Below are 13357 nucleotides of genomic sequence, written 5' to 3' on the forward strand. Positions count from 1 at the left end.
CGGACAGGTAACTACGCGATGGTGAGAACTACGTCGGCAAGTGCCGGAGCGAGATCGCGTTCGACGACGACGGCGGTGATCAGCAGTCGATCACCGTCGCGCCAGATCCGGACGCGCAACGTCTCCCCGGGGAAGACCACGCCGGCGAAACGTGCGCGGAACGCCTTGACGCGGGCCGCGTCGCCGTCGAGGACTGCATCGGTCGCGGCCTTGCAGACGATCCCGTAGGTGCAGAGGCCGTGCAGGATCGGCGCGGGGAAGCCGGCGGCCTTCGCGAACTCCGGATCCGAGTGCAGGGGATTGCGGTCGCCGCACAGGCGGTACAGCAGGGCCTGCTGCGGCAGCGTCGGAACATCGACCTCGACATCCGGTTCACGGTCGGGCAATTCGACGGATTCGGACGGTCCGCGCTCGCCGCCGAAACCGCCCTCGCCGCGCGCGAAGATCGACGACCGTGCAGTCCACAACGGGTTGCCCTCGGGATCCACGGTGGTCGATTCCTGCACGATCACCGCGGCCTTGCCCTTGTCCCACACCTCGGCGATGCGGGTGGTGGTGCGGCCCTTGCCGTTTGCCGGGATCGGTCCGTGCACGACGACTTCCTGGCTGCCGTGCACGACCTTCGCCAGGTCGATCTCGACACCGGGGAACGACACCTTCGGCGGCTCGGCGGCGTGGAAGGTCGCGGCGACCGTCGCGAAGGTCGGCAACACCTGGGATTCACCGTCGCGCAGGTAGCGCAGTTCGCTCGCGTCGGTCGGGCGCGAGCCGGCGCCGAGCCCGAGGTGGTAGAGCTGAACCTCGCTGCTGGTCCAGGAGAAATCCTGGGAGGGCAGTTCGGCGCCGATTGCGACGGAGGGGTCGATGGGCACGCGGGGATCCTTTCTGACCGGCTGCTCTCTCGGGAGAGCGGCAATGCTGGCGGGCCTTCCGGCCTCGGCCGCAGACTAGTGCTGTTCCGCCGCCTCGACGGCGGATTCTCCCGTTGACCGGGTTTCCTGGCCCAGGATGTCGAGAACCGCGAGGTAGGCGAACGTCATCGCGGGACCGATGGTGGCGCCGGGGCCGGCATAGGTGTGGCCCATGACGGGGGAGCTGGCGTTGCCGGCCGCGTAGAGGCCCTCGATGGCGGTGCCGTCCTCGCGGAGCACGCGGGCATCGACATCGGTGACGAGCCCGCCCTTGGTGCCGAGGTCGCCGGGCACCACCTTGAACGCGTAGAACGGGGCCTTGCCGATGACGCCGAGGCTCGGGTTCGGCTTGTTCAGCGGATCACCGTAGTAGTGGTCGTACTGCGATTCGCCGCGGCCGAAATCCTCGTCCTTACCGATGCGGGCGAAACCGTTGAATCGCTCGACGGTCTCGGTGAGGGTCGCGGCGGGCACCCCGATCTTCTCGGCGAGTTCGCTCACGGACCCGGCCTTCACCAGCACACCGGCCTTCAGCCAGCGGCCGGGGAACGGCGTGCGCGGGGTGATTCCGGCGAACGTGTAGCGGTCGCGGTAACGCTGGTCGAGGATCAGCCACGCCGGGATGTTCTCGCCGGGACCGTCGCCGCGGCCGTGGGTTCCGCCGTACATGGCGTGCGTCGCCTCGACGTACGGGGCGGATTCGTTTCCGAACCGCTTGCCGGAGCCGTTGACCATGATGCAGCCGGGCAGGCTGCGCTCGGACAGGGCGAACCAGGGACCGCCGGTCAGGGGGAACGACGGACCCCACCAGGCGTCGTCCATGAAATCCACGGCGCCACCGGCGGCTTGGCCGGCGCGGATGCCGTCGCCGGTGTTGGCCTTGGCTCCGACGGTCCACTCCGTGCCGATCGGGGCGCGCTGGTACTGCTTGCGCATCTCGTCGTTGTGCTCGAAACCGCCGCTGGCGAGGATGACACCCCTGCGGGCGCGGATGATCCGCTCTTCGCCGTCCGAGACCACCTTGACGCCGCGCACGGCCCCGTCCTCGACGACGAGATCGGTCAGGGCGGTGTTCAGCAGCAGGGGCACGTTCGCGTCGCGGAGGCCGATGCGCAGGCCGGCCATGAGTGCCTGGCCGCGGACGAGCAGGTGCTTCCTGGTGAGGTTCGCCCACACGAAGCGCGCGCCGACCTTCACGGCGCGCAGCGGTCCGCGCGGGTTGCGCATCAGCAGGTTCAGCCACTTGTAGTCGGCCTGCGTGATGACGAAGTTCTTCGGGGCGCGCGCGTAGTCGGGTTCGAGCGTGGCGAGGTCCGCGCCGAGGCGTCGTCCGTCGAACGGGCTGGGCTCGACCGAGCGGCCGCCGGCGCGTCCGCCCGGGGCCTCCGGGTAGTAGTCGGAATATCCGGGGACCCACTGCAATTCGAGGGCACTGTGCTTCTGGACGAAGGACAGCATCTCGGGACCGCGGTCGATGTAGGTGTCGATCTTCTCGGCGGGCACCACGTCGCCGATGATGCTGTGCAGGTAGGTGCGTGCGGCCTCGGGGGTGTCGTCGACGCCGGCTGCCTTCAGCGCGTCGTTGTTGGGGATCCACACGCCGCCGCCGGAGCGGGCGCTCGAGCCGCCGTAGCAGGCGGCCTTCTCGATCACGACGACACTCGCGCCCTTGTTGGCGGCGGTGATCGCGGCGGTCATGCCGCCGGCGCCGCTGCCGACGACGACGATGTCGTACTCCTGCTTGCTCATGTAGAACACGTTATAGAATTGGTTCTGTCGAGTCCATCCTTTCCGCCCAGATTGTCTGGGCGGAAAGGTCGGTCGCGTTCTCGACCCGCCTCGAAACACATTCCACAAACGGGTGATGGGAACCTCGTCCGGTCGGGCCGGGCGAGGTTCCCATCACCGTGGAGCGCGGGCTATCTGGGGACGTTCAGTGAACCGTCGAGCACGGCCTGTTCGATGCTGGCCCGCAGGTTCGGGCAGCCCTCGCGCGGTGCGTTCGCGCGGTCGGTATCCCGGAAGACGGGGCACGTCTCGTTCGGATCGGACTGCCATTGCACACTCGTTTGGCGGAAGCTGTTCTTGCGCACCAGGACGCACGTGTCGCAGCTTCGGCATTCGATCTCACTGAGGCCCGAGTCCAGATAGTTGATTTTATCGATGGCGGTCTGGGCGGCGATCGCCTCGACCCGGTCCGGCTGATCCGCGAAACTCGGAGACTTGGCCCACCTGCTCTTCCGGGTCGAGGCGCTCATCGTCAGACCTCCGCGTCCTGCTTCTTCTCGGCTTCAGCGGCCTTGCGGGCCATGTTCTCGGCGACCTCCGCCTCCCAGGCTTCGTTGGCCTTGGCGGTGTCGACCTCGAACTCGAAGCGCTGGGTCATCTTGTCGGTGACCTCGGCCACATCGACGTAGAACTGCTCGTACCAGCGGCGCAGCTGGTAGACCGGGCCGTCCTCCTCGCACAGCAGCGGATTCTCGATCTTGGTCTTGTTCTTCCAGATCTCGACGTCCTGCAGGAAGCCCTCGCCGATGCCCTCGGTGAACTTGGCGGCCATCTTGTCCGACTGTTCGTCGGTCATGCCCGTCGGCCTCTTGACGATGATGCCGTACTGCAGCATGAACGAGTCCTGCGTGATCGGGTAGTGGCAGTTGATCAGCACCGACTCGACCTTGTATCCGCCGTAGCTGTTGGTCATCGGGTTGATCATGTAGGACGGCCCGTAGTACGCCGCGTACGACTCGAGCGTCGACTCCAGGCCGTATTGGGTGGACATGCCCTTGTCGGGGCGGCCGCGGGTGTTGAGGAACTGCTCCGCGACGTGACCCTCGAACACGTTCTTGAAGAACGTCGGGAATGCGTAGTGGATGTAGAAGAAATGCGCCATGTCGACGACGTTGTCGATGATCTCCCGGCAGTTGGAACCCTCGATGAGGATCTGGTTCCAGGTCCAGTCGGTCCACTCGCCGCTGCCGTACTGCTCGATGTCCGGGAGCGTGACCTCCGGCGGGGGCGGGTTGCCCTCGGGGTCGTTCCAGACGAAGAGCTGGCCGTGCTTCTCGGTGCTGATCCACGCGCGGGTGCGCGCGAGCGGCGGAACGCGGCGGGCGTAGGGAATGTCGGCGCACTTGCCGGTGCCGTTCCAGCGCCAGTCGTGGAACGGGCACGCGATGTTGTCGCCCTTGACCTCTCCCTGCGACAGGTCGCCGCCCATGTGGCGGCAGTAGGCGTCGAGGACCTTGAGGTCGCCGTTGGTGTCGGCCCAGACTACGAGCTTCGTGCCGAACGCGTGGACGGAGTGGGGCTTGCCGTCCCTGAACGTCTTGCTCAGGCCGAGGCAGTGCCAGCCTCGCGCGTACCGCGTCCGGGCTTCTCCGACGTCGATCTCGCGAATCGGTGCCATGTCCCCTCACTTCCCTTCGGATTTCTACTAGAACACGTTATAGAAGTTCCGGGGGATCCGGAAGTGATCGGAGACTTTGGTCCCTATGAAAAGGCGCCGACCAGCGGCGAGGGGCCGCTCTCGACAGAAATAAGAACGTGTTCTAGTCTCGAAACAAGCGATCAATTCCGGAGTAGACGGGAGCGTCCAGTGGGCGACCAGGACAGCCACGAGGTACTGCAGCGCATCGATGCGTTGCTCCCTTCCTTTCGGGAACGTGCGCAGGAGACCGAGGACCTCCGCCGCCTCCCCGACGACTCGATCAAGGCGCTTCAGGAGGCCGGCTTCTTCAAGCTCGTCCAGCCGTCCCAGTGGGGTGGATACGAGTGCGATCCGGTGACCTTCTACACCGCGGTCCGCAACATCGCGAGCGCGTGCGGCTCGACCGGCTGGGTCGCCGGCATCATCGGCATCCACAACTGGCACCTCGCGCTGTTCTCCCAGCAGGCGCAGGAGGACGTGTGGGGCGACGACCCCGACGTGCGGATCTCCTCGTCGTACGCCCCGATGGGCGCCGGTGAGGTCGTCGACGGCGGCTACAAGGTCAACGGGGCCTGGGCATGGTCGTCCGGCTCCGATCACGCGACGTGGGTCGTCGTCGGCGGCCCGGTCATCAAGGACGGCCGCCCGGTCGACTTCGGCAGCTTCCTCATCCCGCGCTCGGAGTACGAGATCGACGACGTCTGGAACGTCGTGGGCCTGCGCGGGACCGGTTCGAACACGGTCGTCGTCAAGGACGTCTTCGTCCCACGCCACCGCTTCCTCAGCTTCAAGACCATGAACGATCTGGCGTCCCCGGGCCTCGAGCTCAACACCGCACCCGTCTACAGGATGCCGTGGGGCACCATCCATCCGACGACGATCTCCGCACCGATCGTCGGAATGGCCTACGGCGCCTACGACGCCCACGTCGAACATCAGGGCAAGCGCGTGCGCGCCGCCTACGCCGGCGAGAAGGCCAAGGACGACCCGTTCGCGAAGGTCCGAGTCGCCGAGGCCGCCAGTGACATCGATGCCGCGTGGCGCCAGCTTTCGGGCAACGTTGCCGACGAGTACGCATGTCTGTTGGCGGGCAAGGAAATTCCGATCGAGCTCCGTCTGCGTGCTCGACGCGACCAGGTGCGCGCCACCGGTCGTGCGATCGCGTCGATCGATCGGCTCTTCGAGAACTCGGGCGCGACCGCTCTCGCCAACGGAACTCCGATCCAGCGCTTCTGGCGTGACGCCCACGCCGGTCGCGTGCACGCGGCGAACGACGCCGAGCGCGCATACGTCATGTTCGGTGGCGCCGAGTTCGGTCTGCCGCTCATGGACACGATGGTCTAGGGGACGATCGATGACGACAACGGAAGAACTCACCTACGAGTCCACGTCCCGTTTCGCTCAGGTCCGCCCGGACCTGCAGTTGCACTACCACGAGGCGGGCGTCGGTAACGGCCCGACGATCGTGCTGCTGCACGGCGGCGGTCCGGGCGCGTCCTCGTGGTCGAACTTCTCCAAGAACATCCCGGTCCTCGCGCAACATTTCCACGTGCTCGCGGTGGATCAGCCCGGCTACGGCAAGTCCGACAAGCCCACCGAGCACCCGCAGTACTTCGTGCACAGCTCCTCCGCGCTGAAGGATCTGCTCGACACGCTCGGCATCACCGAACGGGTTCACCTGCTGGGCAATTCGCTCGGTGGTGGTGCAGCGGTGCGATTCGCGCTCGACTACCCGGACCGCGCCGGCCGGCTCGTGCTGATGGGCCCGGGAGGTCTGAGCGTCAACCTGTTCGCGCCGGACCCGACCGAGGGCGTGAAGAACCTCGGCAAGTTCAGCTACGCGCCGACGCGGGAGAACCTCGAGGCGTTCCTGCGGATCATGGTGTTCGACCAGTCCCTGATCACCCCCGAGCTGGTCGAGGAACGCTTCGCCGCGGCGAGTACCCCCGAATCCCTGGCCGCGGCGAAGGCGATGGGCAAGTCCTTCTCCAGCGGCGAGTTCGAGAAGGGCATGCTCTGGCGCGACGCCTACAAGCTGCGCCAGCGTGTGCTGCTGATCTGGGGTCGCGAGGATCGCGTCAATCCGCTCGACGGTGCCCTCGTGGCGCTGAAGATGATTCCGCGCGCGCAGCTGCACGTGTTCGGCGGCTGCGGCCACTGGGCGCAGCTCGAGAAGTTCGACGAGTTCAACAGGCTCGCGGCCGACTTCCTGCTCGAGGGAGGCAACTGATGAGCATCCGCGCTCTGGCGTACCTGCGCATCGAGACCACCGACATGGCGGCCTGGCGTGACTACGGACTCAAGGTCCTCGGCATGGTCGAAGGCAAGGGCGCCGACCCCGACGCGCTCTACCTGCGGATGGACGACTACCCGGCTCGTCTCGTGGTGGTTCCGGGCGAGCGCGACGGGCTGTACTCCACCGGCTGGGAGTGCGCCAATGCCGAAGGCCTGCAGGAAATTCGTGAGCGCCTCGCCAAGGCCGACCGGGCGTTCGAGGAAGGCACCAAGGAGGAAGCCGCCGAGCGCAACGTCGTCGAGTTCATCAAGTGCCGCGACGCCTCTGGGTCACGACTGGAGATCTTCCACACCATCGCGCTGCAGCATCGGCGCATCGTGAGCCCGTACGGCCACAAGTTCGTCACCGGAGAGCAGGGGCTCGGGCACGTCGTGCTCGCCACCAAGGACGACGCAGCGGACCTCGAGTTCTACCGGGATGTGCTCGGATTCAAGCTGCGCGACTCGATGCGTCTGCCACCGCAGGTCGTCGGGCGGCCTGCCGACGGCGAACCGGCTTGGCTGCGCTTCCTCGGCTGCAACCCGCGCCATCACAGCCTGGCGTTCGCGCCGCTGCCGAACCCCAGCGGGATCGTGCACCTGATGGTCGAGGTCGAGAACTCCGACGACGTCGGGCTGTGCCTCGACCGGGCGCTGCGCAAGAAGGTCAAGTTGTCCGCCACCCTCGGCCGGCACGTCAACGATCTGATGTTGTCCTTCTACATGAAGACTCCGGGCGGCTTCGACGTCGAATATGGTTGTGAGGGACTCGAAGTCGAGGACGAGACGTGGATCGCCCGGGAGAGCACCGCGGTGAGTCTGTGGGGTCACGACTTCACGGTCGGATTCAAGTGATGACCGGCAACGAATCCGGTGCCGGCGTGGGTATCGACCCGCGCCGGTTCCGGAACGTCCTCGGGCAGTTCTGCACCGGTGTCACCATCATCACCACCGCCGACGACGACGGACAGCCCGTCGGTTTCGCGTGCCAGTCCTTCGCGGCACTGTCGCTCGAACCGCCGCTCGTGCTGTTCTGCCCCACGAAGGCCTCGCGGTCGTGGGCGGCGATCGAACGGTCCGGTCGCTTCTGTGTGAACGTGCTCGCCGAGGAACAGCAGGACACATGCGCCCGCTTCGGTTCTCGCGAACCCGACAAGTTCGCCGGGATCGACTGGACGCCGTCGCCGTTGGGCTCGCCGATCCTCACCGGTTCGCTCGCCCACATCGACTGCACCGTCGACTCGGTGCACGACGGCGGCGATCACTGGGTGGTGTTCGGTCGTGTCGACTCGCTGAGCGAGGCACGCGACGACAAGGAACGTCCGCTGCTGTTCTACCGCGGGCAGTACACCGGCATCGAACCGGAGAAGACGGTTCCCGCCCCGTGGCGCGACGACCTCGAGGCGTTTCTCACGACCGCCTCCGAGGACACCTGGCTCTAGGCTTCACCCCGTCGTCTTCTCCGAGCGAACGGTACATTCGGTCGCTTGAAGGAGACGACTGTACCGTTCGCTCGGGAACGGTCGGGTCGTGAGGCGCCGCCGGATCCAGCGGGGTCCGAACGAAGACGGGTCCCGTCCGGCACCGGCGCCGGACGAGACCCGTCTGCCTGCTCAGGTCAGCGTCTGATAGACCCGCGACTCGAACTCGAGGAAGCCGTCGACGGATGCCGGGTCGGAGAAGGGCAGGACCTGCGCTGCCCAGATCCCTGCAACATCGGCGCTGCGGTCGATCCAGTAGTACAGATTTGCCAGTCCTGCCCAGCCGAGAGCTCCGGCGCTCCGGCCGGTAGGCGCCTGCTCGTCGTTGACCATGAAGGAATAGGCCCACGTCTTTCGTTGTCCCGGAAAGAATTCGGCATTGTTCGAGAGTTCGGGTTCGACGCCGCGCAGCATGGTCACCTGCAGGTCGCCGAGACCGTTGACCACAGCTTTCGCAACGGTCTCCGGCCGCAACACCCGGCCGTTTTCGCCTTCACCGTCGGTCAGCCACATCCGCAGGAAACGGGTGTAGTCCCGGACGGTCGAGTACAGGCCATGGCCACCCATGTCCACTTCCGGTTCCTGAGGGAGCACCAAGCCGGTCGGAGTCAACATGCCGTCGTCTCCTCGCTGGTGAATCTCGGTCAGCCGGTCCATCATCGACCGGGTCATGCCGAACGCCGTATCGCTCATTCCGAGCGGCGCGAACACCCGTTCCGCCATTACCTCGCCGAGTCGCTTACCGCGAATCGCTTCGACCACAAGCCCTGCCCAGTCCATGTTGGACCCGTAGTTCCACCGAGTACCGGGATCGAACAACAGCGGGGTGTTCAGAGCAGCCCGCGTTGCTGTGATGACACTCGGATACCGTCCCTCGGCGAGGAGCCGATGATACGTCTCGTCGAAGAACGAATAGCCGAGTCCGGCCGTGTGCAACAACAACATCCGGGTGGTGATCGGCGTCTCGGGGGTCCGCAGTCTCGGCGTTCCGGTGTCGTCGAAACCGTCGATGACGGGCAGGTCTGCGATCTCGGGGACGTAATCCGATGCCGGTGCGTCGAGGTCGAGCAGCCCTTCCTCGACGCATTGGAGCACGGTGGTGCCGGTGACCGCCTTGGTGGTGGAGAACATCGCGAACACCGAATCGGTCGTCATCGGAGCGGTGTCGTTCAGCGAGCGGACGCCGGCCGCGCCTTCGTAGACGGTTCCCGTCGAGCGCGTGACCGAGGCGACGACGCCGGGAACTCGGTCGGGACCATTGGGAGCGGTGGTGACACGGGCGAGGGCGTCGTCGAGGGTCGAATCCAAAGCGGGCATATTCAGCGTGGACATGATCCATCCTTTCGATGTGATGCGCGGCACAACGAAAGGTAGGGGCAATCCTCACTCGTGCACGTCTGCGATCGGAAGGATCCGTCCGGAATCGGCAACAACCACCCTGCCGGGACGCAACGCAGCCCAACTGGTGCAGCAGTCAGCAGTTGCGCCCCCGCGCCATGGTCTCCGACGGGTTCTCCCCGAACCGGCGGCGATAGGCGGCGGCAAAGACACCCATGTTGACGTACCCCCACTCACGTGCCACCGATGAAACGGAAGGTGCCCCCGCAGTCAGCGCGCGGTAGACGCCCTGCAACCGACGCTCGATGAGATAGGCACGAGGCGAGGTCCCCAGATACTTGTTGAATGCACCGTTCAGTGCACGAGCGCTGATGCCCGCTGCCTGCGCCGTATCGGCAACGGTGGGTAGGTCTTTGGCGTGGTCCTCGATGTACTGCACGGCCGTTCGCACGTACCCGGGGGCGGCTATCGTCGGGGAATCGGTCAGATCGACCCCGGCCGAGTGCGACCACTCGTCCAGCAACTGAGCGAGGATCATCTCTTGGAGATTCCGCCCGATCCTTCCGGTTGCCACCGCCGCGGGCGCAACCGAGGCCGTTCTCGTGGCGTATGTGAGCAGTGCCAGCCAGGGGCTCTTCGGCCCGCCGATCGCGCACCGATGACTCCACAATCGTTCGTCGGGGACGCGGCCCCACCACTGTAGAGCCAGATCGGAGAGGAGACGATGCGGAATCGTCAGGTTCAGCTGGAGATGGTCGGCGGCGGCAGCCAGCCGGTAGTCGACGCGACTGCAATCAGCGACGAACGTCTCGCCCACGGTCAATTCGGTTTCGTGACGCGTTCCGGCGGCGTGACGCGTCCATCCTTGGAGCGTCGTGAGAACGAGGACGTTACCTGCGTCGGGGTCGAAGTTCTGAAGATCCACTTCCACCCCGTAGCGGAAGTGCGTCATCGTGATATCGCCGATCGGCACGGAGAACATCGACGATGCCGGGGTGATGTTCCGGCCGACCGGTTGCACGTCGAAGCTCATGTACTTGTCGTCTGTCCAGACGCGGATCGCGTCCCAATCCGATTCGGGCGACGTGTTGCGACTGCGCGGTGGTCGAGGGTCGAGATCCGGTGACACCCGTCAAAGGTATGCGACAAGTCCGGAAGATACGAGCATCCTGGCTCGGCGAGACAGTTCAGGACGGTCGGGTCCCCGGCCGCCCGCTTGCCCGATCGCCCGGAAACGGCAGAGCTAACGCCCCGGAATCTCCACGGCGTCCCCGAATGTCATCGCCAGGTTTCCGATCGACGAGGACACCAGCGCGCGTCTGGGCAGTCCGAGCGACCGCAATTCGTCCGCGATCGGATGCGTTCCCAGTCGCAGCGTCGCGCCTCCGATCCGGGTCCGCATCCCGGCCGGATTCATGTCCCAGCCCGTCCGGCGAAGTGTCCCGCCGAGGAACGAATACGCCGCGACGGACGCGGTCGCGCCCGCGCCCGGAATCGGAATACCGGGAGCAACAGCCAGTTCCGCGATGAGCCGGCCGTCCTCGGACACCGAAGCGCGTTTGGTGGGGCTGTGGTGGTCGGCGTCGAAGTCGGCGAGGATCTTCGGGAACCCCCAGACGCCGCGACCGGCCGCGAGCGTGAAGTCGCCGTCGACCGGAAGCCGGTGAATCAGCGCACCTGCGCCACCCGAACCGAGCTCACGCAGGTCCTGCAGCACCGTTCCGCCGCGCCGATCGTGGTCGCGGACGAGAAAGCAGACCCCGAACTCGTTGTAGGGTCCGAGATCTCCGTCGAGGTAGTCGACGAACACGAGCGTGCACAGGCCACGCCCGGGTCGGTACTGCAGGATCTCGAGGCCGCTGCCGGCGACCAGCGCCTGCGCGGAGGCCGTGGGCACCGAGTATATTGCCATGAAGGCTGTCGCGGACCGGACCTGCACGGGCATCGCGACCTCCTTGCCGAGGACGAGGTGCGTGCCGGTGGTGTCGCTCATGGCTGCCTTCCCTGGGACTTGCGGAACACTCGAATCGAGAACGAGAACACGTTCCACTATTGGGGCAGGCTGCGGCGAACGCAAGAGCCTACGGCGCTCCGAGGTTCATCTCGTCCGGGTGCATGCCGACCCGGGTACCGTCGTCGAGGGTCGCGATCTCGCTCAGGTCCAGCTCGGACAGTTCGAAATCGAACACGTCGATATTCTGCGCGATCCGATCCTCGTGCACCGATTTCGGGATGACGATCAGCCCGTTCTGCAGGTGCCACCGGATCAGGACCTGCGCCGGCGTCTTGCTGTGCCGATCGGCGATTCGCGTGATGATCGGATCGGTGAGCAGCGTGTTCGGCTTGGACGCCGGACCCCAGCCGGAACCGCTCGTACCGCCGAGCGGACTCCAGGATTCGACGGCGATACCCAGTTCCGCGGCGGTCGCGCGGATGTCCGTCTGCGGCAGGTGCGGGTGCAGTTCGACCTGGTCGACGGCGGGAAGCAGGCCACCGCGATCAGCCAGCAGTTTCAGGTGCCGTGGCTCGAAGTTGCAGACGCCGACGGCCTTGGCTTTCCCCGACGACGCGATCTCCTCCATCGCGTCCCACGTGCGCAGCAGGCGCTGGTCGTCGAGCAGCGGCCAGTGCACGAGGTACAGGTCGACGTAGTCGAGGCCGAGTCGTGCCAGGCTCGCGTCGAACGCCGCCAGCGCCGGCTCGAAGCCCTGGTCCGAGTTCCAGAGCTTGGTGGTGACGAAGAGGTCGTCGCGGGGAACCGACGACGACGCGATGCCGCGACCGACCCCCGCCTCGTTGCCGTAGGCGGCGGCGGTGTCGATGTGCCGGTAGCCGGCCTCGTCGATCGCGAACCGCACGATGTGCTCGGTCTGCTCGTCGGTGGCCTGCCAGACTCCCAGGCCGACCTGCGGGATGGTCGTTCCGGAATTCAGCGTGATCTCGGGAGTGCTCATCGTCCCAGGCTAACCACCGGGGCGCGGCTTCGCCGGTGGTCCGGTAGAGAAAATGCAACTCGGTGGTTGCAGTCAATCCAAGTATGTGCAATTCTGAAGTTGCACATCATCTATCGACGGAGGTAATCATGGCCCCGCTCGACATCACTCGCAGTATCGACATCAAGGCCCCGGCAGCCAAGGTGTGGGCCGCCCTGACCGAACCGGAGTCGATCGCCCAGTGGTTCGGTGACACGGCAGAATTCGATCCGAGACCGGGAGGCGTGGGGAGTTTCGGCTGGACGAGTCACGACGAGGGTCCGTTCCGTGTGCTGGTCGAGCACGTGGACGAACCGAAGACCCTGGTCTACCGGTGGGCACGTGAATCGAACGTCGACCCGGCGCCGGGAAACTCCACGGTGGTGCGATTCGATCTCGCCGAGATCGACGGTGGCACCCGCTTGACCATGGTGGAGACGGGTTTCGAGGGCCTCGCCGAGCCGCGGTCCGCTCACGACGGCAATGTCGAGGGCTGGCATGCCGAACTGGCCGACCTGGTGGAGTACGTGGAATCACGGTGAGCGATATGTCCAAGGATGTTCCGGCGGTGCTGGCGGTACTCGCCGACGAGACCCGCTGGAACATCCTCACCGAGGTCGGCGTCGAGGACTTGTCCGCCAGTGCGCTGGCAGCCCGGCTGCCGGTCAGCAGGCAGGCCATCGCCAAGCACCTGTCCGTGCTGGCCGACGCCGGGCTGGTGGAGTCGGTCCGGGTGGGGCGAGAGATCCGCTACCGGGCCGTCGGCACCCGGCTCGGCACGCTCGCCGGTGAGCTCGACGCCATCGGGCGCCGGTGGGACCGCCGCATGGAGGCGATCAGACGCATCGCCGAACGGCCCGATTAGATCGGCGGCGCCGCGGGTCACGGCGTTCCCGAGGCGTGGTCCGGATGGGCGACGTCACTCGGCCGGTGGGACATACGCGCGGGCGAGGC

14 protein-coding genes are annotated in these 13357 nt (G+C 66.2%); 6 read left to right on the forward strand and 8 right to left on the reverse strand.

Annotated elements, in window-relative coordinates; all coding sequences use genetic code 11:
• Positions 1-11: 11 nt before the first annotated feature.
• The 4 genes from chsH3 to RZ1_RS04095 form a co-directional block, all read right to left on the reverse strand.
• Entirely contained in the window at positions 12-872 is an 861-nt protein-coding gene (gene chsH3, locus RZ1_RS04080) for an enoyl-CoA hydratase ChsH3 (protein ID WP_072809476.1), read from the reverse strand.
• A gap of 75 nt (positions 873-947) precedes the next feature.
• On the reverse strand, positions 948-2660 hold the full coding sequence (gene kstD, locus RZ1_RS04085) for a 3-oxosteroid 1-dehydrogenase (protein ID WP_174565163.1): 1713 nt from the start codon (positions 2658-2660) through the stop codon (positions 948-950).
• A 170-nt stretch (positions 2661-2830) separates the two neighbouring features.
• The gene (locus tag RZ1_RS04090) at positions 2831-3169 is read right to left on the reverse strand and encodes a hypothetical protein (protein ID WP_072809479.1); all 339 of its coding nucleotides are present in this window, start codon (positions 3167-3169) and stop codon (positions 2831-2833) included.
• A 2-nt stretch (positions 3170-3171) separates the two neighbouring features.
• A complete protein-coding gene (locus tag RZ1_RS04095; RefSeq protein ID WP_072809481.1) occupies positions 3172-4317 on the reverse strand; it encodes a 3-ketosteroid-9-alpha-monooxygenase, oxygenase component in 1146 nt (381 codons plus the stop codon).
• Positions 4318-4506: 189 nt separating this feature from the next.
• On the opposite strand from RZ1_RS04095, the gene hsaA reads away from it, so the two are divergent.
• Genes hsaA through hsaB form a run of 4 tightly spaced genes read left to right on the forward strand, consistent with a single transcriptional unit; the run spans position 4507 to position 8054 of the window.
• Entirely contained in the window at positions 4507-5682 is a 1176-nt protein-coding gene (gene hsaA, locus RZ1_RS04100) for a 3-hydroxy-9,10-secoandrosta-1,3,5(10)-triene-9,17-dione monooxygenase oxygenase subunit (protein WP_072809483.1), read from the forward strand.
• Positions 5683-5692: 10 nt separating this feature from the next.
• Complete coding sequence (gene hsaD, locus RZ1_RS04105; RefSeq protein WP_072809485.1) at positions 5693-6568, forward strand: 4,5:9,10-diseco-3-hydroxy-5,9,17-trioxoandrosta-1(10),2-diene-4-oate hydrolase; 876 nt, start codon at positions 5693-5695, stop codon at positions 6566-6568.
• Positions 6568-7467, forward strand: a complete 900-nt coding sequence (hsaC, locus tag RZ1_RS04110; protein ID WP_072809487.1) for an iron-dependent extradiol dioxygenase HsaC — start codon at positions 6568-6570, stop codon at positions 7465-7467. Before hsaD ends, hsaC begins: the two co-directional genes overlap by 1 nt.
• Positions 7467-8054, forward strand: a complete 588-nt coding sequence (hsaB, locus tag RZ1_RS04115) for a 3-hydroxy-9,10-secoandrosta-1,3,5(10)-triene-9,17-dione monooxygenase reductase subunit (RefSeq protein WP_072809488.1) — start codon at positions 7467-7469, stop codon at positions 8052-8054. The genes hsaC and hsaB overlap by 1 nt, the downstream gene beginning before the upstream one ends.
• 171 nt (positions 8055-8225) lie before the next feature.
• Here the strand turns inward: hsaB and acmB are convergent, their stop codons facing one another.
• From acmB to RZ1_RS04135, 4 genes are all read right to left on the reverse strand, one after another.
• Positions 8226-9425: a methyl acetate hydrolase AcmB gene (gene acmB, locus RZ1_RS04120; protein ID WP_072809490.1), complete on the reverse strand. Its 1200-nt coding sequence runs from the start codon at positions 9423-9425 to the stop codon at positions 8226-8228.
• A gap of 142 nt (positions 9426-9567) precedes the next feature.
• A complete protein-coding gene (locus RZ1_RS04125) occupies positions 9568-10560 on the reverse strand; it encodes an AraC family transcriptional regulator (protein ID WP_072809492.1) in 993 nt (330 codons plus the stop codon).
• A gap of 114 nt (positions 10561-10674) precedes the next feature.
• Positions 10675-11424, reverse strand: a complete 750-nt coding sequence (locus RZ1_RS04130) for an acetoacetate decarboxylase family protein (protein WP_072809494.1) — start codon at positions 11422-11424, stop codon at positions 10675-10677.
• A gap of 88 nt (positions 11425-11512) precedes the next feature.
• Complete coding sequence (locus tag RZ1_RS04135) at positions 11513-12385, reverse strand: aldo/keto reductase (RefSeq protein ID WP_072809495.1); 873 nt, start codon at positions 12383-12385, stop codon at positions 11513-11515.
• Between the two features lie 128 nt (positions 12386-12513).
• Here RZ1_RS04135 and RZ1_RS04140 point away from each other — a divergent pair, with 128 nt between their 5' ends.
• Positions 12514-12945, forward strand: a complete 432-nt coding sequence (locus tag RZ1_RS04140; RefSeq protein WP_072809497.1) for an SRPBCC family protein — start codon at positions 12514-12516, stop codon at positions 12943-12945.
• 5 nt (positions 12946-12950) lie between these two features.
• A complete protein-coding gene (locus RZ1_RS04145) occupies positions 12951-13268 on the forward strand; it encodes an ArsR/SmtB family transcription factor (protein WP_174565167.1) in 318 nt (105 codons plus the stop codon).
• The last annotated feature ends 89 nt before the right edge of the window (positions 13269-13357 follow it).

This window comes from Rhodococcus zopfii NBRC 100606 = JCM 9919, from assembly GCF_001895025.1.
Lineage (GTDB): Bacteria > Actinomycetota > Actinomycetes > Mycobacteriales > Mycobacteriaceae > Rhodococcus > Rhodococcus zopfii.

Excerpts from the sequence above, each read along its gene's own strand:
- RZ1_RS04090 (WP_072809479.1), bottom strand. The coding sequence starts at position 3,169 with ATGAGCGCCTCGACCCGGAAGAGCAGGTGGGCCAAGTCTCCGAGTTTC.
- RZ1_RS04145 (WP_174565167.1), top strand. The coding sequence starts at position 12,951 with ATGTCCAAGGATGTTCCGGCGGTGCTGGCGGTACTCGCCGACGAGACC.
- kstD (WP_174565163.1), bottom strand. The coding sequence starts at position 2,660 with ATGAGCAAGCAGGAGTACGACATCGTCGTCGTCGGCAGCGGCGCCGGC.
- acmB (WP_072809490.1), bottom strand. The coding sequence starts at position 9,425 with ATGTCCACGCTGAATATGCCCGCTTTGGATTCGACCCTCGACGACGCC.
- hsaB (WP_072809488.1), top strand. The coding sequence starts at position 7,467 with ATGACCGGCAACGAATCCGGTGCCGGCGTGGGTATCGACCCGCGCCGG.
- RZ1_RS04135 (WP_072809495.1), bottom strand. The coding sequence starts at position 12,385 with ATGAGCACTCCCGAGATCACGCTGAATTCCGGAACGACCATCCCGCAG.
- RZ1_RS04140 (WP_072809497.1), top strand. The coding sequence starts at position 12,514 with ATGGCCCCGCTCGACATCACTCGCAGTATCGACATCAAGGCCCCGGCA.
- hsaD (WP_072809485.1), top strand. The coding sequence starts at position 5,693 with ATGACGACAACGGAAGAACTCACCTACGAGTCCACGTCCCGTTTCGCT.
- hsaC (WP_072809487.1), top strand. The coding sequence starts at position 6,568 with ATGAGCATCCGCGCTCTGGCGTACCTGCGCATCGAGACCACCGACATG.
- RZ1_RS04130 (WP_072809494.1), bottom strand. The coding sequence starts at position 11,424 with ATGAGCGACACCACCGGCACGCACCTCGTCCTCGGCAAGGAGGTCGCG.
- RZ1_RS04095 (WP_072809481.1), bottom strand. The coding sequence starts at position 4,317 with ATGGCACCGATTCGCGAGATCGACGTCGGAGAAGCCCGGACGCGGTAC.